Annotated in this window: 15 protein-coding genes; 14 read left to right on the top strand and 1 reads right to left on the bottom strand. The window is 43.7% G+C overall.

What is annotated here, in order from left to right:
• The first annotated feature begins 72 nt into the window (after positions 1-72).
• The 8 genes from C1712_RS04150 (at position 73) to C1712_RS04115 (ending at position 12,638) form a co-directional block, all read left to right on the top strand.
• Positions 73-246, top strand: a complete 174-nt coding sequence (locus tag C1712_RS04150; protein WP_102267075.1) for a 4Fe-4S binding protein — start codon at positions 73-75, stop codon at positions 244-246.
• Between the two features lie 146 nt (positions 247-392).
• Positions 393-1,829: a tRNA (N6-isopentenyl adenosine(37)-C2)-methylthiotransferase MiaB gene (gene miaB / locus C1712_RS04145; RefSeq protein ID WP_102267073.1), complete on the top strand. Its 1,437-nt coding sequence runs from the start codon at positions 393-395 to the stop codon at positions 1,827-1,829.
• A 149-nt stretch (positions 1,830-1,978) separates the two neighbouring features.
• Positions 1,979-3,640, top strand: coding sequence for a ribonuclease J (locus C1712_RS04140; protein ID WP_102267071.1), 1,662 nt, complete (start codon positions 1,979-1,981; stop codon positions 3,638-3,640).
• A gap of 34 nt (positions 3,641-3,674) precedes the next feature.
• Entirely contained in the window at positions 3,675-6,050 is a 2,376-nt protein-coding gene (locus C1712_RS04135) for a DNA translocase FtsK (RefSeq protein WP_102267069.1), read from the top strand.
• Positions 6,043-7,551 (top strand): YjjI family glycine radical enzyme, encoded by a 1,509-nt coding sequence (locus tag C1712_RS04130; protein ID WP_102267067.1) that lies wholly within the window; start codon positions 6,043-6,045, stop codon positions 7,549-7,551. Before C1712_RS04135 ends, C1712_RS04130 begins: the two co-directional genes overlap by 8 nt.
• Positions 7,508-8,368, top strand: coding sequence for a YjjW family glycine radical enzyme activase (locus C1712_RS04125; protein WP_245858054.1), 861 nt, complete (start codon positions 7,508-7,510; stop codon positions 8,366-8,368). Before C1712_RS04130 ends, C1712_RS04125 begins: the two co-directional genes overlap by 44 nt.
• A 154-nt stretch (positions 8,369-8,522) precedes the next feature.
• A complete protein-coding gene (locus C1712_RS04120) occupies positions 8,523-9,584 on the top strand; it encodes a BMP family lipoprotein (protein WP_102267065.1) in 1,062 nt (353 codons plus the stop codon).
• 492 nt (positions 9,585-10,076) lie between these two features.
• Complete coding sequence (locus tag C1712_RS04115) at positions 10,077-12,638, top strand: BspA family leucine-rich repeat surface protein (protein WP_342744947.1); 2,562 nt, start codon at positions 10,077-10,079, stop codon at positions 12,636-12,638.
• Positions 12,639-12,845: 207 nt separating this feature from the next.
• On the opposite strand, the gene C1712_RS04110 is transcribed toward C1712_RS04115, so the two are convergent.
• Positions 12,846-14,168 carry an ISL3 family transposase gene (locus C1712_RS04110; protein ID WP_102267061.1) on the bottom strand — a complete coding sequence of 441 codons (1,323 nt, stop codon included), beginning with the start codon at positions 14,166-14,168 and terminating at the stop codon, positions 12,846-12,848.
• A 368-nt stretch (positions 14,169-14,536) separates the two neighbouring features.
• On the opposite strand from C1712_RS04110, the gene C1712_RS04105 reads away from it, so the two are divergent.
• The 6 genes from C1712_RS04105 to C1712_RS04080 all read left to right on the top strand — a co-directional run bounded on the left by C1712_RS04105 (position 14,537) and on the right by C1712_RS04080 (position 21,311).
• On the top strand, positions 14,537-16,069 hold the full coding sequence (locus tag C1712_RS04105) for an ABC transporter ATP-binding protein (protein WP_102267059.1): 1,533 nt from the start codon (positions 14,537-14,539) through the stop codon (positions 16,067-16,069).
• Positions 16,059-17,177 (top strand): ABC transporter permease, encoded by a 1,119-nt coding sequence (locus C1712_RS04100; RefSeq protein WP_102267057.1) that lies wholly within the window; start codon positions 16,059-16,061, stop codon positions 17,175-17,177. Before C1712_RS04105 ends, C1712_RS04100 begins: the two co-directional genes overlap by 11 nt.
• A complete protein-coding gene (locus tag C1712_RS04095) occupies positions 17,174-18,124 on the top strand; it encodes an ABC transporter permease (RefSeq protein ID WP_102267055.1) in 951 nt (316 codons plus the stop codon). The genes C1712_RS04100 and C1712_RS04095 overlap by 4 nt, the downstream gene beginning before the upstream one ends.
• A gap of 156 nt (positions 18,125-18,280) precedes the next feature.
• Positions 18,281-19,543 (top strand): EF-P 5-aminopentanol modification-associated protein YfmF, encoded by a 1,263-nt coding sequence (gene yfmF, locus C1712_RS04090; RefSeq protein ID WP_102267053.1) that lies wholly within the window; start codon positions 18,281-18,283, stop codon positions 19,541-19,543.
• The gene (gene yfmH, locus C1712_RS04085) at positions 19,536-20,825 is read left to right on the top strand and encodes an EF-P 5-aminopentanol modification-associated protein YfmH (protein WP_180963066.1); all 1,290 of its coding nucleotides are present in this window, start codon (positions 19,536-19,538) and stop codon (positions 20,823-20,825) included. The genes yfmF and yfmH overlap by 8 nt, the downstream gene beginning before the upstream one ends.
• Positions 20,826-20,969: 144 nt before the next feature.
• Positions 20,970-21,311, top strand: coding sequence for a single-stranded DNA-binding protein (locus tag C1712_RS04080; protein WP_102267049.1), 342 nt, complete (start codon positions 20,970-20,972; stop codon positions 21,309-21,311).
• The last annotated feature ends 131 nt before the right edge of the window (positions 21,312-21,442 follow it).

Genomic DNA, 21,442 nt, shown 5'->3' with positions numbered 1-21,442 from the left:
TTTATTGGTTCTAGGTTGCGGAATTTGCGTAATGTGATATAATGTAGAAGATTGAAAAGGAGGATTTGAATCATGGCAGTTACGATCGATAAGGATGCTTGCATCGGTTGCGGTGCTTGCGTAGGCGGATGTCCGGTAGGTGCACTTTCGATGGACGACGAAGGAAAATCAGTTTGTGACGAAGGAACATGCATCGACTGCGGTGCTTGCGTTTCCACTTGTCCGGTAAGTGCAATTTCACAGTAATTGTAAAAGACAGTAAAAAAGCCGGTGCTGCCGGTTTTTTTATTTTTTACAAGAAGGATAGAAAGACGTTTTTTCGTAAATGATTGTATTTGACTTCACTATGCGAATAAGATACAATATCACAAGTGATAAATGAGGTGAAGCATATGAAGAAACAACCGGGTTGGGCGCTTCCGTCCTTAAAGGAAGCCCAAGTACGGACACATAAACAAAGTCAGATCGAAAAAGGTTTGTTTGAGATCCCGACGGAGGCCAAACTACTGGGGCAGGGCAAACGCTACTATCTGCGCACCTATGGCTGTCAGGCAAATCAGCGCGACAGCGAAACGCTTGCCGGCATCATGGAGGCGCTTTGCTTTACGCCGTGTGAGGATGCTGAACAAGCCGATGTCATTTTATTGAATACCTGTGCGATCCGCAAAAACGCCGAAGACAAGGTGCTTGGCGAACTGGGACAGCTCAAGCGCCTGAAAAAAGAGAATCCTGATCTGGTCATCGGTATCTGCGGCTGTATGTCGCAGGAAGAAGCGATCATCGATACCCTGTTGACGCATTATCGTCATGTGGAGCTGATCTTTGGAACCCATAATCTGCATCGTCTGCCGATCTTGCTCTATCAGGTGATGACGACGCATAAAAAAGTGATCGAGGTATATTCCAAAGAAGGCGAAGTGATCGAAAATCTGCCGGTCATCCGTTTTGATTCACATAAGGCATGGGTCAATATCATGTACGGCTGTGATAAATTCTGTACTTATTGTATCGTCCCTTATACAAGAGGAAAAGAACGCTCGCGCATGATGGAGGATATTTTAGAGGAAGTAAGGACCCTAAAGGCGCAGGGCTTTCATGAAATTACGCTGCTGGGGCAAAACGTCAATGCTTATGGCAAAGATTTAGGACTGGCGGGCGGTTTTGCGAAACTGCTTGCGGAAGTGGCGCAGATCGGCATTGCGCGCGTTCGCTTTATGACCAGTCATCCATGGGATTTTACCGATGAAATGATCGATGTCATCGCCCGCTATGACAATATCATGCCTTTTATCCATCTGCCGGTGCAGTCCGGCGACAGCGACATCTTAAAGCTCATGGGACGGCGCTATACGATCGAAGAATACAAAAGACTGTATGACAAGATCACATCAAACATTAAAAACTGCGCCTTTTCCACCGACATCATCGTCGGCTTTCCCAATGAGAGCGAAGCGCAGTTTCAGCATACGCTGGACATCGTGGACTATTGCAAGTTTGACAATGCCTTTACCTTTATTTATTCGCCGCGGGAAGGCACCCCTGCTGCCAAAATGGCGGACAATGTACCGCTTGCCGTCAAGCAAGAGCGTTTACAGCGCTTAAATGAAAAGACGAATTATTATACACATATGCAGAATGAGAAGTATCGCGGCAAGATCGTAACGGTGCTGGTAGATGGTTTCAGCAAGAAAAACGATCAGGTTTACAGCGGTCATACGGACACGAACAAACTGGTGAATTTCATCGGCAAAGATGTCAAAGCCGGTGATTTTGTCGAGGTCGAGATCACCGATGTCAAGACGTGGTCGCTTGATGGAAAACAAGTATAAAAGTGCAGCTGCACTTTTTTACATTTTATGAAAAATTGCGAGGGTAAGTGTATTCACAGCTTATAAATCGTGGTATAATTTAATGTAGTGTGAATGGCTTTATCGAATGAAGATTCATCAATAATAGAAAAGAAAAAAGGAGGAGATTTATGGATCGAGTATCAATATTTGCACTCGGCGGTTTAGATGAAAACGGTAAAAATCTATTCGTAGTAGAAGTGAACGAAGCGATTTTTGTAATAGAGGCGGGAATCAAATATCCTGATTCAGAGCAGCTGGGCGTGGAGTTTGTCATTCCGGATTTTACTTATTTAATTGAAAATAAAGAACGGGTACAAGGTATTTTCATCACGCATGGACATGATGATGTCGTTGCGGCTTTGCCGTTTTTATTGCAGGAGATAAACGTACCGGTATATACCGGTGCCTTGACGGCGAATTTTCTGTATGATTATTTGAAAAAGGAAGGCGTATCGAAGTTTAAGATCAAAAAGATCAAACGCACCAGCAAGCAGAATATCGGCGGTGTGGAAGTGCGCACCTTTGCCATGACGCATGCGATGCCGGACAATTTCGGTATTGCGATCAAAAGCGATCAGGGCTATATCGTTTATACCGGTGAATATATCATCGACTATGATATGATTCAAAAGGAATACCAGTGCGATCTCAATGAGCTTTCGGAAATCGGCAAGAAAGGCGTTTTGGCGCTGCTTTGTGAATCGCTGGGAGCGGATCAAAGCGGACATACGGCGCCAAGACATCGAATTGCGCATCTGATCGAACCGATCTTTGAATCGGCGCAGGAAGGACGTATTTTGATATCCGCATATCGGCAGAGCTTGTTTCGCATCATCGAGATCATCGATGTTTGTAAAAAGTACAATCGCAAGATTTATTTCCATGACAAGGAACTGCGCAATATGCTGGGATTGTTAGAGGAGATGGGCTATTATAAAGTACCTAGGGAAATGCAGCTGAGCGATCGGCAGTTTTCCGATGATTTAGAAGATGTCGTAGTGCTGATCAGCGGCGGCGGTAAAAATCTGTTCAGAACGATGACCAATATCGCATCGCAGGAGGATGAGCGGGTACATTTCCGTTCCAGTGATACGATCATCATGGCATCGCCAATCGTAAGCGGTACGGAGATGGAAGCCAATAAGATGGAGAATGAGATCTATAAAGAAAACGGAAAGCTGTATTCGCTTTCGCCTAAAAGCGTCTTATCGATGCATCCGAGCATCGAAGATCTGAAGATGATGCTGTATCTGTTTAAGCCGCGCTATTATCTGCCGATCAAAGGCGAATACCGGCATTTGATCGCTAACGCCAATTTGGCGGTTTCGATGGGGTATCGCCCGGATCAGATCGTGATCTTGGACAATGGACAGATCGCGCGTTTTGAAAATAAGGCGCTGGCATCGGTTGCCGATCATCTGAAGCTGGAGGATACGCTCATTGACGGCAAGGCGAATTGGGATGTAACCGGAGTCGTATTGAAAGATCGCGAGATTTTATCGACTGATGGGGCGATGATCATCGGGATCGTCGTAGATTTCAAAAGCAAGGAGATCATCGGCGGACCGGATGTGCAGACGCGCGGGTTGATCTATTTGAAGGATGCGGAGTATATCATTAAGACCGCAGGCGATATGATTGAGCACTGCGTTATCAATGCGGTAAAAGAAAAACGCTATGACAATTTAGAAGTAAGAGCGGAAGCACGGGAAAAGATCAGCCGCTATCTGATGAAGGAAACCGGTAAGCGGCCAATGGTGCTGCCGGTCATCATGGAAGTGAATCTATAAAAACTGATCAAACAAAAAGAAAGGGGTGAAAACGGTGGCCAAGACAAAACAGCGAAAAAACAGCCGTAAAAAGCAGGAAGAAAACGAAATTCTGTTCTATATCTATGGATTGGTCGCAATTACCCTTTGTGTGATCGGTATTTTGAATATCGGTTTTATCGGAGAAACATTAACGAGCCTGATCAAGGTAGCGTTTGGCAATTTATATGGCATCGTGTATGCGGTGATCGCGGCCGGTGCTTTGTATTTGATGATGAAGAAGGATTTTTCCGAGATCTCATGGCGCTATGTACTGGGCAGCGTATTGCTTGTCAGCGCGTGGATGCTTTTGGCGGCAGTCCCTAAAGATGAAGCCTTAAAGGGCATGGCGGTGTTTGAACAGTATATGGAGCAGCTGGAGGCCATTTATGTCGGCGAATTATCGGCGCGCGGCGGTATCATCGGTGCGCTTGCTTATGCGATGACCTCGCTGCTGTTTGATCGAAACGGCACCTATATCGTCATTGCGGCGATGGTATTGCTGAGCATGGTATTCCTGCTGAAAAAAGAATGGTTTACGAAGCTTTGGGCGGCTTTTGTCAAGGTCAAAGAACCGCTACGGCAGGCGGCGAGCGATCATCGGGAAAAGAAAGAGCAAAAGAAAGAAGAAAAGCGCATCAAAGAAGCGCAGCAGCAGGAAGAAATGGAGGAAAGCGCGGTACGTTTTGAGCCGATCTCGCTTTTTGAGGAAGAAAAGCCGAAGCAGAGCATGATGTTTGGACGTATTGACGCCGATGATGCATATGAAGAAGAACAGGTGCTCTTTGATGCGACGAAGCAGAAAAACGGTACGATCCAATTCATTGATGTAGATGAAGTCGTAGGAGCATCAAAACCAAAGCAGACCATCGTGCAGAAAGCAAGCGAGCCGACAGTGATAGAGCAGATCACTGGTAAAAAAGACAGTTTTGTGTCACAATATGAAATAGATTACAGCAAGTATCGTTTGCCTAAGCTTTCTTTATTAAAAGAAAGCGGCAGGAAAGGACGTTCCAGTGCCAATATCACCGCTGCGAATGAAAGCGGGAAACGGTTGATGGAGATCCTTGAGGAGTTCGGTGTGAAAGCAACGCTGACCGCAACGCATATCGGACCGAGCGTAACGAAATTTGAGGTAAAGCCGGATCTCGGCGTGCGGGTCAATAAGATCAGCAATTTACAGCATGATATCAAGATGGCACTGGCGGCGAAGGATATTCGTATCGAGGCGCCGATACCGGGCAAATCAGCCGTCGGCATCGAAATTCCCAATGTGGAGAAAACAGCGGTGTCAATGCGGGAATTGATGAAAGAGGTACCGGCTAAGTACCATGACAGCAAGCTGATGTTTGCATTAGGGAAAGATCTGCTTGGCAATGGCATTTACGGTGAATTAAACAAAATGCCGCATCTGCTGATTGCCGGTGCGACCGGCAGCGGAAAAAGTGTGTGCGTCAATTCGATCATCACTTCGATCCTGCTTCGATCACGGCCGGATGAAGTCAAGCTGCTGCTGATCGATCCAAAGAAGGTGGAATTTACCCCTTATCACAATATTCCGCATCTGATCGGTCCGGTGATCACGGATGGGGAAGAAGCAAGCCGTGCCTTGAAGGTCATCGTAACGATGATGGATAACCGCTATGAATTATTTTCCATGGCGGGCGTCCGCAATATCGCCGGCTATAACGCTTATTTGGAAAAACATCCGGAGGAGCAGTTAAGCAAATTGCCATGGATCGTTGTGATCATTGACGAATTGGCTGATCTGATGCTGGTGGCGGCGAAGGATGTCGAAGCGAGCATTCAGCGCATTACCCAGCTTGCCAGAGCGGCGGGCATTCATCTGATCGTAGCGACCCAGCGGCCAAGCGTAGATGTCATTACCGGCATCATCAAAGCGAATATTCCAAGCCGTATTGCCTTTGCGGTTTCTTCTGCCGTTGATTCTCGTACGATCCTAGATCAAAGCGGAGCGGAAAAACTGCTCGGCTATGGCGATATGTTATACATACCGGTCGGAGAACAGGTGCCGCTGCGGGTGCAGGGAGCGTTTGTATCTGATGAAGAAGTAGCGGCGATCACACAGTTTGTATCGGCGCAAGGAAAACCGAAGTTTGAAGATGCCTTTGTCCGTTTGGAAATGCTGGACGGCAGCGTGGGAATGAGCGGAGGCGACAGCGGCGATCCGCTTTATGAGGAAGTAAAGGCATTTGTGATCGAAGCGCGAAAAGCGAGCACTTCGCTGATTCAAAGAAAGTTCAGCATCGGTTATTCCAGAGCCGCGCGTCTGATCGATGTATTAGAGGAAAACGGCGTAATCGGGCCAAGCCGTGGCAGTAAGCCGCGTGAAGTATATGCGAAAGCAGAAAAGGAGTATGAAGATGAGTAAAGTAAGCGAAATTATCAAAAATCCTACATTGACTTATCACCAGCAGGTTTTAGCGTTGGCGCGTCTCGCGGAAAGCGAAGATACGACGCTGCCGTTAGAGCCGGCATTCAAACAGGCATTAGCGGATCACACGCTTTGTGATCTGGGCGAGGGTGTTGCGCCGTATCGTCCGCGCTATATCTTGCCGGATTATCGCATCCTGATGAAAAAAGGCTGTGCGTTTTTAGGTTTGACACCGCCGCAGGATATTTGGGAAGCGTGCAACAGTTTATTGATTTTCTACAAGCACGTGCCTTCTATTACCTCTTTTCCGGTATGGTTGGGAAATCTGCCGGAACTGCTGGAACCTTTCCACAAAGAGGAAGCGGAAACCAGGAAAGCACTGAAGCTGTTTTTGTTGCACATTGACAAGACGCTGACAGATTCCTTTGTGCATGCCAATATCGGTCCAAAAGACAGTCCGGTTGCCCGGATCATCCTTGATCTGACCAAAGAGATGCAGCTGGCGATTCCCAATCTGTCTTTGATCTATGACCCTGAACAGACAAGTGATGACTTTGCGCTTGCCTGTATTGACTGCATGCTGGCAACCAGCAAGCCGAGTTTCTCTAACCATGTGATGTATCGGGCAGATGGCATCGGCGAGTATGGGATCGCGAGCTGCTATAACGCATTAAAGGTAGGCGGAGGCGGTTATACGTTACCGCGCATCCGCTTGTATGAATGTGCGACGAAAGCAAACGGTGTAGAGGACTTTATGGATCGGGTGCTGCCGTATTATGCAGAGCTGCTGCTGCGCAACATGGATACGCGTATCCGCTATATCGTAGAAGAATCTAATTTCTTCACTTCTAATTTCTTAGTAAAGGAAGGCTTTGTAAAACGTGAGAATTTTACCGGCATGTTCGGTGTGGTCGGTTTAGCGGAGTGCTGCAATACCTTGTTGGGTATTAGCGATCCGAAGCAGGGCTATGGCAACAACCCGCAGGCAGAAGCGCTGGGCGTGCGGATCATGGATCGCTTAGAAGCGATCGTGAAAGCACATAAGGGCGTTTATTGCGAAGGCTGCAACAACCAATATGTGCTGCATGCACAGGTGGGAATCGATGCGGATGGCCGTGATAACTCTCCGGGTACCCGTATCCCGATCGGTGCTGAACCACAGCTGCCGCAGCATATTCAGGTCGAATCACATTTCCATAAATACTTCCCAAGCGGCATCGGCGATATTTTCCGCTTTGATGATACTTGGAATTATTCTCAGGAAGCGCTGCTTGACATCATCAAGGGTGCGTTTGCCAGCGGCATGCGCTATTTTACCGGCTACAATGCCGATAATGATGTCGTGCGGGTAACCGGTTATCTCGTCAAGAAGAGCGAGATCGACAAATTAGACCGCAATGAAGCAAGCTTGAACAACGTCAGCAGTTATGGACAGGGTGCAAAATACAATGCCAATGCACTGGATCGTCGCATTTATGATGAAAGCGCCCGTCAATAACATCATTGATTTTTCTAATGTAGATGGCCCGGGGAACCGATGTGCCATCTTTTTCCAAAGCTGTCCTTTTTCCTGCTTGTACTGTCACAATCCCGAAACGATCCGAATGTGCGTACATTGTGGGAAATGCGTTGCGACTTGCCCAACGCATGCGCTGCGTATGGAAGCGGGAAAGGTCGTGTTTGAGACATCGCGCTGCGTGAAATGCGATACCTGCATTCGTGTATGTGAGCACCAGGCTTCTCCACGTATTCAAATGATGAGTGTTGCAGATCTGTGTGAGCATATCAGTAAATTGAAGCCTTTTATCCGCGGCATTACGGTAAGCGGCGGTGAATGTATGAATCAGGCGGCGTTCTTGTTAGACCTATTTCAGGAAGTCAAAAAAATGGGCTTGACTTGTCTGATCGACAGCAACGGTGCGCATGACTTTTCTAAATATCCGCAGCTGCTTGCTTTATGTGATGGCGTCATGCTTGATGTAAAAGCGGTCGATCCGCATTTTCATCAGAAATTATGCGGCGCAGACAATGCGATGGTCTTGAAAAATCTGGATTACCTGTTAGAGAATGGAAAATTGCAGGAAGTGCGCACGGTATTGCTTCCAAATGAAAAGGAACAAAACCGCAAGACCGTTTCCTATGTATCAGCAAGAATAAAAGATCGCTCTCAATATAAACTGATCCGCTATCGTCCATATGGAGTAAGAGAAGCAGGGCTAAAGGCTTTCGGCAATCAGACATTAGCAATGGAAGAAGTGGCGGAGCTTGTTGAAATATGTGAAAAAAATCAAAATCATCTATGCAGGATTGCATAGTAAATAAGCGTATTGGTATCTTTTTGTTGATTTCAGTACGCTTTTTTCTATATTTCTCTGTATAAAACTGAAAACGCTTAAATTCATATTGTAATTATGGGAGAAATATTGTAAAATTTTAGTAGCCCGTAAGGGAAACATGGAGGTAAATACAATGAACAAATTTACAAAAGTAGGTTTAGTGGCAATGCTTGCGGCTACTACACTTGCAGGCTGTGGATCTGATGGTGGCTCAGATTCAGCAACATGTCCGATTCGTGTCGGCTTTGTAACCGATGTCGGCGGAATCGATGATCATTCTTTCAACGAAGGTACATGGAATGGAATCAAAGAATTTGCGAAGGAAAATGGGCTTGATGACAGCTGCATCAAGTACATGCAGTCAAAAAACGATTCTGACTATGAACCGAACTTATCATCATTTGCGGATGAAGGATATGATCTGGTCGTAGCGGCAGGATTCAAATTCGACAAGGCAATCGAAAATGTAACGCCTACCTACCCGGATACCCACTTCCTGGTTATCGATACGGTAAGTAAGGAGGCAAACGTACAGAGCGCTACTTTCAAGGCTGAACAGTCTTCTTACTTAGCAGGTGTTGCGGCAGCAATGCAGACGAAAGCACAGGGCGGCGATACGGTTGGCTTTATCGGCGGTGAAGAACAAGATCTGATCATCGCGTTCCAGGCCGGTTTTGAACAGGGCGTAAAATCAATCGATCCAAACATGAAGATCTATGTGGACTATGCCGGTGGTTTCGACAAGACGGAAATGGGATCTACATTAGCTGAAAAACAATATGCGGCAGGCGCGAAGGTTATTTACCATGCGGCCGGCGGTACCGGAAACGGTGTATTTGCGTCAGCAGTGGCACGTGCTGAAAAAGGCGAAGAAGTATGGGTAATCGGTGTTGACTCTGATCAGTATGATACCGGTATCTATGACAAAGACAATAATAAGTCAGTAACGCTTACTTCTGCATTAAAACGTGTGGATGTTGCGGCAAAGACAGCAGCTAAACAAGTATTAGACGGAGAGTTCAAAGCAGAACCGATCGTTTATACGATTGCGGAAGACGGCGTTGGCTTACCGGAAGAAAACCCAAATATCTCTGATGAAATTCAGGCAAAACTGGATGAAGTCGTACAGGATATGAAAGATGGTAAGATCGAAGTTACAACCAAACGTCAGATCGAAAACGGTCAAGTCGGCTAAGCAGTATTATAAACGCACTTGAATGAATGAAAAAGCGAGAGGAGATCATAGATCACTTCTCGTTTTTTTGCTTGAAACACTGTATCTCATGACGAAACGATCCTTCTGTTGTTGAAAAAAGCAATGTTTAATGAATATGATAAGTGTAGTTTATATAGTAAAGACAACTTCATCTTACATGTGCCATGTTGTCTTTGCAGTAAAAGTAGATAAATATGGGAAAAAATGGTATAGTGTAAACAAAGATAGCGTCTGAGAAAGGAAAACAGACGAGAAGGAGGAAAAGATGAAAAAGAAAGTATCGTTGCTTTTGGTAAGTATTTGCATGATGATCGGTATGGCAATGAGGCCGAACATGATTTTAGCCAGGGGGGGGGGGGTACTGTAAATCAGTACTCAGAAACTAATGTAGGCGGTTTAACGCTGGATGATGATTGGGAATATGAGGATACAGGGGATAAAATCATATTGACGGAATACAGAAGGTATGTAGTGAATGTTGTGATTCCTTCTGAATTTGAAGGACATGAAGGAAAACAAGTAGTGATTAGATCTTTAGATAAGTTATTCAATGATACTATTAAGAAAAAAATAATATCACTAAAAATAGGTACACCAGAGAAAAAAGTAACATTAGAAACAGACTCACTTAGAGATGCATTTAGATCTTTTTATGCTTTAGAGATAATAGATTTAAGTGGATTAGATATAGGCAATGTAACAGATATGAGTAATATGTTTTTTCTTTGCGGAAGCTTAGAAAGTCTGGATTTGAGTAACTTCCATACAGACAAAGTTACGGATATGACTCAGATGTTTGCTAGATGTACTAGTTTAGAAAGCCTAGACATTAGTAACTTTGATACTAAGAATGTTACAAATATGGAATATATGTTTTATGATTGCTCTAATTTAGAAAGCTTAGACCTTAGTAACTTTGCTACTAAAAATGTCACGAATATGGAATTTATGTTTTATGGTTGTACTAATCTAAAAAACTTAGATATCAACAATTTTAATACAGAAAATGTTACAAATATGAAGAATATGTTTTCTAACTGTTCCCAATTGAAAAGTTTAGATGTTAGCAATTTCGATACTAAAAATGTAACGGATATGTCATCTATGTTTCATAGTTGCTCTAATTTAGAAAGCCTAGATGTTAGTAATTTTGATACCAGTAATGTGAGTAGTATGGGAGCTTTGTTCAGAGGATTAGAAAGTATTGAAAACTTAGATGTTAGTAATTTCAATACAAGTAAAACAAAGATCTTGAATGCTATGTTTGCTGATTGCACTAATCTGAAAAATATAAAAGGATTAGAAACTTTTGATACAGGTTCTTGCGAAGATTATATGGGAATGTTTGTAAATTGTAATCAATTAAATATTTTCGATATAGATAATTTTGAAATAGATATTACGAAGAGACCTTCTTTATTGTTTATTTCCACAAAGACCCCTTCGCATGAGATAGAAAGCACATATCCTAATATAATACCGCTAGATGAATCTATACCGACGATCATTATAAGTGAAAGTAAAGTTTTACTTGAATATATTGATGATTTTAATAATCCTCTACATACTGCTCTGATTTTTAGTCGAACCCCATACTATGCAAAAGTCGTATATCATGGAAATGACGGTACTTTTAATAATGGGAATACAGAAAGTGAAGTAATCGTATATCGAGCAGATCATTTCATCTATTCCACAATGGAAGAAGCAAAACAAGAGTTTACCTTAACCGGTACAACCGTATTAACAAATAACCCGTCTACTAGCCTAAGCAGAGAGGGAAGCGTATTCAATGGCTGGTATTTAGATGAAGCATGCACGAAGCCATTTGATGAAGCCGCAACGATCGACTTTACGACATTAGCGAACGGTACGCTGCACTTATATGCAGGATACAGTGAACCGCTTCAAGCAGTCGAACTGATCGCATATGAAGGAGGATTGGGAACCGACGCCAGCAATCATGGCGATGCCTTGCCGGAACCGCAATGGGAAGAAGGCTTGGAAAGCTATGCGATCAGCGTAGATGGAGAAGCATGGGATTTGGAAGAAGAGGGAGTGCCATTTGCATGGGAATATCGAAACAGCGAGGGAGAGAAGGTAGAGAGCGCAGCGAAAGCGGGAAGCTATGCACTGTATGCATTACCAAGAGTAGATGATAAAGAGATCCGTTTAGATGAACACTTATTGAGTATACCGGAAGAAGGGATGGCAGTAGGGGAAGTAAAGGTAAGAGAAGTAAGCGATGAAAGCGCGGAGACATTGAGCAGTGAGATCTATAAGGGGGTATATGAAGAAGAAGGAGCATGCCAGATCAAGGAAGCACATGCACATGTAAAAGCAGGGACGCAGTTTTATAAGAACGGGAATACGATGTATCCGGTAAACGAAGATGCGAAGGTCGTGCTGTTATGGGATGAATTGATCGAAGAGGTATTGGGATCAGCAGAACGGATGGAAGCGCTGCATGCAAAGGGAATGGAAGCAGTGAAAGGGATAGATGAAACGAAGGAAGTGAAAAGAGAGTTTCGGTATTTGGATCTGGTCGATCAAAATGACGGGAACTTATGGGTAGGAACGGAAAAGGAAACGGTAAGCGTATATTATCCATATCCGGAAGGAAGCGAAGAAGGGGATCGGTTTGCGGTCGTGTATTATGAGGGATTGACAAGAGATTACACGATGCAGATGAGCGAAGAGGCTTTGGATGAAGAGATCGCAAAGAGCAAAGGGAGAGAGATAGAAGTAAGAAAGACAGAGGGTGGATTGGAGTTTGAGGTAGGAAGCAAGGAGTTTGGGACATTTGAGGTGATGTGGCAGAAGGAAGAGAAACCGACAGAACCGGAAGAGAAGCCGAATACACCAAATGAAGAGGAAAAGGGAGAAAGCAATATCGAGGAGATCAAGAAAGAGGAGAACGAAGCAGTACATACAGGGGATGAAGTAAGCAAGGGAATGTACTATGTACTGTTAGGTGGAAGTATGATCGTATTCGCTGCAATGTTACGCAAGAACAGAAGAAGCGAGCAGTAGCATTTAGATGCTAAAATAAGATTGAGATGAGAAAGCGGAGCGTAAAAGACTTCGCTTTCTTTTAATGGTAATTTAAACTAGTGTGTGGTTTTTGAAAAATCCGCTTTAAACTAGTGTGTGGTTTATAAAGTGAAAAACAGATGATTTTATGGATGAAATTGATTCCTAATTATCATCTGTTTTTATGTGCCGAGAAAAGTTTTTAATTTAATTGTTTTGTTTTTTATCTGTTATATGTTTATCTGATTTTAATTGATCATTTATGGAATAGAATACTTTTTTATTCAGTGATAATAAACAGCGCTTTCTGAATCTTGTGAAGTTTCTTACTCCGTTGGAAACTGCCAGGTATGTACGGATTTGTCCATTGATATTTTCTGAAAGTGCATTGCTTAGTTTTCTGTCATCAACAGGTCTTTTGAATGAGTTTAGTATTTCTGTTTTCCAAGTCTGAAGAATAGATACAAATTCATTATATTCAGGCAACTGTGCTTCTCTAAATGCCTCATATATGGAATCAAACCATGATTCGCAATCCTTTTCTGTGGCATTTTCATTGAAGTGCAGATACATCTCTTTTAATCTGTATCCAAGAACGAGGTTTTCACTAATGTCCAGTATCATATCTAAGAGATTACGTTTGTTTAATTTCTTTTTGAAACGTTTATTGTATACAGGCTCGTTATCCAAATAAACATCTTTTTCGATAAGATCCTTCCATGTCTTAAGAAGATAATAACTGTTAGAATTGTATTCTGTCTGATACATGATATTAAGACGGATGCGTTTAAAACCGTCCATGAGATGCTTCACGACATGGAAAGGATCTACAGCTATAATAGCGTTCCTTAAATAAGTATTGGCTATATCTTTGTAAGGCTCCCACATATCGATAGTGACGTAATGAACGCAGTTTCTTTCTTCTGCCGGGATCCTTTCGAAGTATCGTCCTAATTCAGATTTGGAACGTGAGGGAAGAATTTCAAATAGAGATCTGTTTATATTATCTACCATGACGCATAAATAAGCAGAATCAGCTCTTTTGGCCATTTTAGAATGTATCTCATCAATACCGATAGATTCAGGAAGACGAATTCTGGGGATGTTGACAAAACTGTCAAAATAGCGCTGTACCTGAGTAACAGATATATGGTTTAATTCGGCTACCATGGAATAAGTATAGTTCAGGTTTGATAAGGATTTCATGATGTTGTTCATGGAAAGAAATGAATTTTTAAAATTGGAAAAAGTAAAAGGATTTTTTCCAGAGAATGTGCGCAGGCATTCATTGCACTGATATCTGTTGTTTTTGAAAACGATGATACATTTACGATCAGTAAGCTTAGGATGATTGATTGTTTTAGGTTTTGAAAATCCGTGTAAATGAGTAAAGCCATGACAATATGGGCATCTAAGTTTTTCAGGCACTAAAGAGATGTGAAATTCGGTTAAATCTTTTGAAGAGACTACTTCAATTTTTTTGATCATCTTTTTGTCAATATTGAATAAATCTGTGATAAAATCGTACATAGGTATATTACCTCCTTCGTGTGTATTTTCTCGGCAAAGAAATAATAACACGAAGGCTTTTTCATATATAAAAGTAGGGTATCCACACAAATGTTAAAGATACCCACATATAATGTTAAATAGGTTTTAAAATAGCAACACCAAAGTTTAAAGGTATGGCACACCCACACACGAATTTAAAGCGCCCTTTTAATATAGAGAAGCAGAAATGGCAGCAAAAGATGTAAACGCATACAAAGATTGCGCGGCATCTTCGGTGAAGCGCAGAAAAAAGTAAGATTTTTTATGATTATTGTCTGAGTTTGGCTATACTTTCTAAAAAGTCATGTGATATAATAATGACAGTGAATAATTAAAGGAGGATCATGATGACCTATGCAGTAGAACTGCTGAATATTACGAAGGATTTTCCCGGAATCAGGGCAAACGACAATGTAACTGTTCGGCTAAAGGAAGGCACCATTCATGCGTTACTGGGTGAAAACGGTGCAGGTAAATCGACCCTTATGTCTATCCTGTTTGGATTATATCAGCCAACCAGCGGTCATATCAAGGTAAATGGTCAGGAAGTAAAGATCAACGATCCAAATGATGCGACAGCACTTGGTATCGGGATGGTGCATCAGCATTTCAAGTTGATTGAATGCTTTACCGTAACCGAAAATATTATTTTGGGAATGGAACCTACCAAATATGGAATGGTAGATGTGAAACGGGCTGCCAAAGAAATTGCGGAATTATCAAAGAAGTTTGGATTGAATGTCGATCCGTATGCGAAGATATCCGATATTACCGTCGGCATGCAGCAGCGTGTGGAAATTTTGAAGATGCTTTACCGCAATGCGAATATTTTGATTTTCGATGAACCGACAGCGGTACTCACGCCGCAGGAAATCGAAGATCTGATGCAGATCATGCGCCGTTTGGTAAGCGAAGGGAAAAGCATTTTGCTGATCACGCATAAATTGAAAGAGATCAAAGAGGTGGCCGATGAATGCAGCGTGCTGCGCCGCGGCAAATATATCGGTACGGTAGATGTTGCAAGTACAACAGAAAAAGAGATGGCGGAAATGATGGTCGGCCGTGAAGTGAATTTCAAAATAGAAAAAGAAGAAAAAGAAGCGGGGCAAGTTGTTTTAGATGTGCAGCATTTGAATGTAAAAAATGCCAAAGGCGTTCTGGGTCTGAAAGATTTTTCTTTACAGGTAAGAGCGGGAGAGATCGTCGGTATTGCCGGTATTGATGGAAACGGGCAGACTGAACTGGCACATGCACTGAGCGGCCTTGCTAAAGCAGAGAGCGGTACGATCTTATTGAACGGTGAAGATATCACGAAGGCGACGGTTCGGCAGCGCTTTGACAAAGGAATGGGACACATTCCGGAGGATCGTCATAAACATGGTTTGATTTTGGATTTCACATTAAAAGAAAATATGATCATTCATGAATATGATCGTGCGCCTTATTGCAAAGGCACGATGATCCAGCAAAAGGAAATGGATCGCTATGCCCAGCATTTGATCGATGAATTTGATGTGCGCAGCGGGGAAGGCATCGACTCTTTGACCCGCAGCATGTCAGGTGGAAATCAGCAGAAAGCGATCATTGCCAGAGAGATCGACCGCAGTCCGGATCTGCTTATGGTCGTACAGCCGACACGTGGACTGGATGTCGGAGCGATCGAATATATCCACAAACGAATTGTAGAAGAACGCGACAAAGGGAAAGCGGTCTTGCTGATTTCCTTTGAGCTTGATGAAATTTTAGGCTTGTCCGATCAGATCGTCGTATTATTTGACGGCCATCGAAACGGATCGATGAAGGCAAGCGAAACCAATGAAAATGAACTGGGTCTTTATATGAGCGGTTCTAAGAAGGGAAGTGAACAGCATGAAGAATAAAAGTACCTTAACGATTTCCCTTCTTGCGATCGTGCTCGGTATCTTGGTAGGGGTTCTCATCATGATTGCGACCGGACAAAATCCGATTGCTTTGTTCAATGCGCTGTTAAGAGGTGCCACCGGTATTGATTTAATGCGTGGAACCGGTGTGAATTTGCGTTATCTCGGTGAGTTTATCGTACAGAGCATGCCGCTTATTTTAACGGGTCTATCGGTTGCCTTTGCGTATCGTACGGGGTTGTTCAACATCGGTGCCGAAGGGCAGTTCATGGTCGGCGGATGTGCGGCGATTTCAGTTGCGATCCTGTTTCCGATGCCGCCGGTGATCCACATGATCGTGGCGGTGTTAGCCGGTGCGCTTGCCGGTGCATTGTGGGGCTTTCTGCCGGGCTTTTTGAAAAGCAAGTTTAATCTGCATGAGGTCGTGATCTGTATCATGATGAATTATATCGGCATGTACGCGAATAACTATATCATCGTTCACCTGCCGGGTTCTACGACGACGATTACTGCCAATGCACCGCAGACGGCCAGCCTTTCATCGGAGTTTTTAAGAAGCATTACCAATCATTCCCGTTTGAACTGGGGCATTATCTTCTTGATCATTGCGGTTCTGGCTTATTGGTTTATCATTGAAAAGACGAGTTTTGGATATAGTCTGCGAGCGACCGGTTTTAATAAAGACGGAGCGCAGTATGCGGGCATGAAGGTGAATCGCAATATCGTTTATTCCATGATGATCGCAGGAGCGCTGGCCGGTTTGGCCGGAGCGATCTCGGTACTGGGTACATTCAATTACGGTCGTGTGCTGTCCGCCTTTGAAAGTTATGGTTTTGATGGAATTGCGGTTGCTTTGACCGGTGCCTGCAATGTGATCGGTATCGTGCTTTCCGGTTTGTTGTTCGGACTTTTGAAAGTGGCGCAGCCGCTGCTTCAGATCGTCGGTACACCGAAGGAGATCGGCGAGATCATCTCGGCTTCCATCGTGTTGTTTGTGGCGATGCAGTATGGTATTCGTATCGTCTTAAATCATTTCAAAACACGTAAAAAAGAGAATCGGACGATCGATACAGATCAAACAGTGTCAAAGGAAGGAGTGAAGTCATGAATTTACTATATCAGATGTTTCCTTTAGCACTTGGAATTGCCACGCCGATCATTATCTGTGCGCTGGGCGGCTTGTTTTCTGAACGCAGCGGGATCGTCAATATCGCATTGGAAGGGATCATGCTGGTTGGCGCGTTCTTCGGTGCGACGGCTTCTCTTTTCCTTGAAGGATCACTAGGTGATTTAGCGCCTTGGGCCGGTGCGCTGGTCGGTATGATTGCCGGATGTCTGTATTCTTTGATCCATGCATTTGCTTCGGTATCGCTGAAAGCGGATCAGACCATTTCCGGTGCTGCGCTGAATATGCTTTCTACCGGATTAACGGTTTATTTATGTCAGATCATTTTCGGGGCGCAGCGCTCAGAACAATTTTTGGAACGTTTTAGAAGGATCTCGATTCCGGTCTTGAAAGATATTCCGGTCATCGGTGACTTGTTGTTTACCAATGTCTTTCCGACTTTCTATCTGGCGGTCGGATTGGCAGTGCTGACTTGGTTTGTCGTATTCAAATCAAAATTCGGTCTGCATTTGCGCTCTTGCGGTGAATATCCGCAGGCTTCGGCATCAATGGGGATCCATGTGGAAAAAATGCGTTATATCGGCGTATTGATCTCAGGCTGCTTAGGCGGCTTAGCAGGAGCGATCATGGTACTTTCTCTCGATGTGCAGTTTACCGTGTTTTCGATTCACGGCATCGGGTTTATTTCCATGGCATGTTTGATCTTTGGAAAATGGAATCCATATGGCTGTTTGGGGGCCGGAATCTTCTTCGGCTTTTCTCAGGTATTGTCTAATTATTCCGGACAGATCCCGTTCTTAAACGGACTGCCTAGCGAATTGTTTTTCGCACTTCCATACCTGCTTACGATCGCCGCATTGCTGTTATTCTCACGCAAATCGGTCGGTCCGAAGGCCTCCGGTGAAATTTACGATTCCGGTAAACGCTAGAGAAAAAGACAAGGATAAGTACAAGAGGGAGAAATCCCTCTTTTTATCGTCAGATGGCTGTAATCGGCGGCCTTTGAACAAAGCGGCGGAATTTGTGATATACTATGTCATGGTATTTCATCAAATATCCATACTAATAAAAAAGGAGGCAATCGGATGAAGCGAATCAATGGAATCAAGATCCATGTCATTGCGGAAAAGAAATTTAAGGATATCGGTGTCAGTATTCGTTTTTCGGCGCCGCTGCGGGAAGAAAGCGCTTCGGCACGCAGCATGCTGGCAATGTTGTTTTGTGATTACTGTGCGGCTTATCCAAGCAAGCAGGCAATGGCCAATCATATGGATCGTTTATATGGCATGAGCTTTCATGCATCGACTATGGGATATGGAAAAGGGCAGGTTTTGGAGATCAGAAGTCGGATCTTAGATGATCGTTATGTCGATTCCAAAGAGCACTTATTGGAAGAACAGTTTGCTTTTCTGCATGAAGTGATCTTTCATCCTTATTTGGAAGATGGGAAGTTTGCGGAATCGATGATCGAGGAGGCGCGTACCGTGCTTCTCAGTAAATGGAAACGGACGCAGGATGATCCTTCCTCTTACAGCGTATCTCGGGCATTAGAGCTTGCGGATCATGCGGCGCCGTTATCGATCAGCGCGCTGGGGACAAAGAAACGCATCCAAAGCATCAGCGGGGAAGAAGTGTTTGCGGCTTATGAGCAGTTGCTGCGGGAAGATGAAATTGATGTGATCGTATGCGGGAATGTGGACGAAAGACAGATCGAAGAATTAGTGAAACGCTATTTGCCTTTTAGCGGGGAACATCGGGAAATCGCGCATGCGTATCAAGTACAGATTGCGGCACCGCTTAGAAGAATCGAAGAAAGCAAAGCCATTTCACAGACGTACCTGATGCTGCTGTATCAAAGCAACTGCCAGATCGGGGATAAAAACTATTGGCCGTTAAAGGTAGCGAATGCGATGCTGGGACAGTATCCTTCTTCTTTCTTATTTCAAGAGGTAAGAGAAAAGCACAGTCTGTGTTACAGCATCTATTCCAACCTGATTTCATTTGACGGAGCTTTAGGCATTACGACAGGGATCCAGCGCAAAGATATTGAAAAGGCAATTGCTTTGATTCATGAACAGGTTGAAAAGATCAAAAGCGGTGCTTTCAGTGAAGAACTGTTTGCGACAAGCAAGGATCTGCTTTATGCTTCGATCAAAGGAACAAAGGATGAAATGGCCTCCTTCATGGCTTATGCTTATCAATGTGCATTGTTGAAAGAACCTTTTGATTTGAAAGCGACATTACAAGAAATCAAAGCAGTGACAAGAGAGGATGTCATTCAGGCGGCGAGCCTGCTGGAAGAAAAACTGATTTATGTGTTATACGGAGAGGAGGAAGCAGATGCGTGAAGTGATCAATGCGCGTTTTGATGAGCGCTATGTAGAAGAAACATTAGAGAATGGGCTGCATGTTGTTTTATGGCATAAGCCGGATTATGAAAAATCATATTTCATGATGGCAACGCCGCTTGGTGCACTGGATATGGAACAAGTGGATGCAAAGGGCAATCGGATTCAATATCCGGCAGGCATCGCTCATTTTTTAGAGCACAAGATGTTTGAAGATGAAGAAATGGATGTAATGGAACAGTTTTCGGCAATGGGCGCCAATGTCAATGCATTTACCTCCTATCAGGAAACCTGTTATTATTTTTCTACGAGCAAGGATATCGAAAAGCCGCTGGAACTGCTGCTTGACTTTGTGCAGAAGCTGTCGATCAGCGATGCTTCGGTGGAAAAGGAAAAGGGCATCATCATTCAGGAGCTGCATATGTATAAGCAGATGAGCGATACTTCACTGCTGATGGAGCTGTTTACTTCATTATTTGTCAAGCATCCGATGCGCTATGACATCGGCGGTGATGATGCAAGTGTGCAGGCCATTACCAAAGAGCAGTTAGAGGACTGTTACCGCCGCAATTATCATCCGCAAAGAATGTTGCTGGTCGGCGTGACGGCGAAAGATCCTCGTTTCGTTATGGAGATCATCAAGCGCAATCAGGCAAAGAAACAATTTCCGCACATCGAAATCGTAGAGCGCGGCTATGAGGAAGAACCGAAAACGGTTGCCCGAAAAGAGTATCGCTTTGAAATGGATGTGAGCACGCCAAAGCATGCGATCGCTTATAAATTAGAAGGGATCGCCGATGCCAAAAAACGCAAACAGTGTGAATGGGCGATTGCCTTGGCGCTGGATGTGATGTTTACGACGTTGAATCCGGATTATCAGAAATGGATGGATGAAGGCATCATCAATGATTACTTCGGTTATGAAGTGGATCTGGGGAATGACTATGGCTTTATCGTATTGTATGGAGAAACGCAAAAAACGCAGGCCTTTATGGAACTGGTAGAGGAGCATATGAAAAAACTGCTCGATCAGAAAATCGATGCGGCTTGTTTAGAGCAGTTAAAGCGCCGCTATTACGGTACGATGGTGCGTTCACTGAATCGTTTTGATGAAATTGCGATCTCCTTTATGCGCAGCTATTTCGCAGGATTGGATTTTTATGATTCGATCGAGCTGGTATCACAGATCACCCAAGCGGATATTGATGCGGCTTTGGCTCATATTGATCTTGAACAAAAAGCCTGTGTGCATCTTTATCCGAAAAAAAGTAAAAATTCTTAAAATATGCCCTATATGCCGATTATGGCAAAAAAAGGGCTTTTTTTATAGGAATTTTTAATCAAATAAGAGGTAATATGCAAATAGCGCAATTTGCTTTTTTTACCAATAATATTCATAATATGAGTGTGAAAGGAGGTTCGTGCAATGCTGAACAGTATCATCTTGGTTGGGAAGATCGAAACGCTGCCGGAAATCAAAGAAACAAGCGGAGGTCATAAGCTGGCAACGCTTGGTTTGCTTTTGGATCGTCCATTCAAAAACATGAACGGGGAGTATGATGTGGATCATGTGAATGTGACACTTTGGCGCGGGATCGCGGAAATGGTATGTGATCTAAGCGCTATCGGCGACATTGTGGGGGTAAAAGGCAGAATTCAGGCAAACAGCTATACGGCAAAGGATGGGAATACGTACCACCATTTAGAGATCATTGCCGAAAAGGTTTCTTTTTTAGATAAGGCACGTCGGATGAATGAAAATGAGTAGCGTACTTTGATCATGTCAGAAAAGACTTTTGCATAGGATGTTTCATCTTTTGCAAAGGTCTTTTTGATTATGCTTGTGATAATGATGAATATGAGTATGATTCCCTGATGACAAAGGAGCATTCAAAAACG

Source organism: Massilicoli timonensis, assembly GCF_900199515.1.
Taxonomy (GTDB): domain Bacteria; phylum Bacillota_I; class Bacilli_A; order Erysipelotrichales; family Erysipelotrichaceae; genus Massilicoli; species Massilicoli timonensis.
This window is presented reverse-complemented; position numbering and strand designations above follow the sequence as displayed.

Excerpts from the sequence above, each read along its gene's own strand:
- C1712_RS04125 (WP_245858054.1), top strand. The coding sequence starts at position 7,508 with ATGCACTGGATCGTCGCATTTATGATGAAAGCGCCCGTCAATAACATC.
- C1712_RS04120 (WP_102267065.1), top strand. The coding sequence starts at position 8,523 with ATGAACAAATTTACAAAAGTAGGTTTAGTGGCAATGCTTGCGGCTACT.
- C1712_RS04080 (WP_102267049.1), top strand. The coding sequence starts at position 20,970 with ATGCTGAACAGTATCATCTTGGTTGGGAAGATCGAAACGCTGCCGGAA.
- C1712_RS04105 (WP_102267059.1), top strand. The coding sequence starts at position 14,537 with ATGACCTATGCAGTAGAACTGCTGAATATTACGAAGGATTTTCCCGGA.
- C1712_RS04130 (WP_102267067.1), top strand. The coding sequence starts at position 6,043 with ATGAGTAAAGTAAGCGAAATTATCAAAAATCCTACATTGACTTATCAC.
- C1712_RS04110 (WP_102267061.1), bottom strand. The coding sequence starts at position 14,168 with ATGTACGATTTTATCACAGATTTATTCAATATTGACAAAAAGATGATC.
- yfmH (WP_180963066.1), top strand. The coding sequence starts at position 19,536 with ATGCGTGAAGTGATCAATGCGCGTTTTGATGAGCGCTATGTAGAAGAA.
- C1712_RS04100 (WP_102267057.1), top strand. The coding sequence starts at position 16,059 with ATGAAGAATAAAAGTACCTTAACGATTTCCCTTCTTGCGATCGTGCTC.
- yfmF (WP_102267053.1), top strand. The coding sequence starts at position 18,281 with ATGAAGCGAATCAATGGAATCAAGATCCATGTCATTGCGGAAAAGAAA.
- C1712_RS04095 (WP_102267055.1), top strand. The coding sequence starts at position 17,174 with ATGAATTTACTATATCAGATGTTTCCTTTAGCACTTGGAATTGCCACG.
- miaB (WP_102267073.1), top strand. The coding sequence starts at position 393 with ATGAAGAAACAACCGGGTTGGGCGCTTCCGTCCTTAAAGGAAGCCCAA.
- C1712_RS04150 (WP_102267075.1), top strand. The coding sequence starts at position 73 with ATGGCAGTTACGATCGATAAGGATGCTTGCATCGGTTGCGGTGCTTGC.
- C1712_RS04140 (WP_102267071.1), top strand. The coding sequence starts at position 1,979 with ATGGATCGAGTATCAATATTTGCACTCGGCGGTTTAGATGAAAACGGT.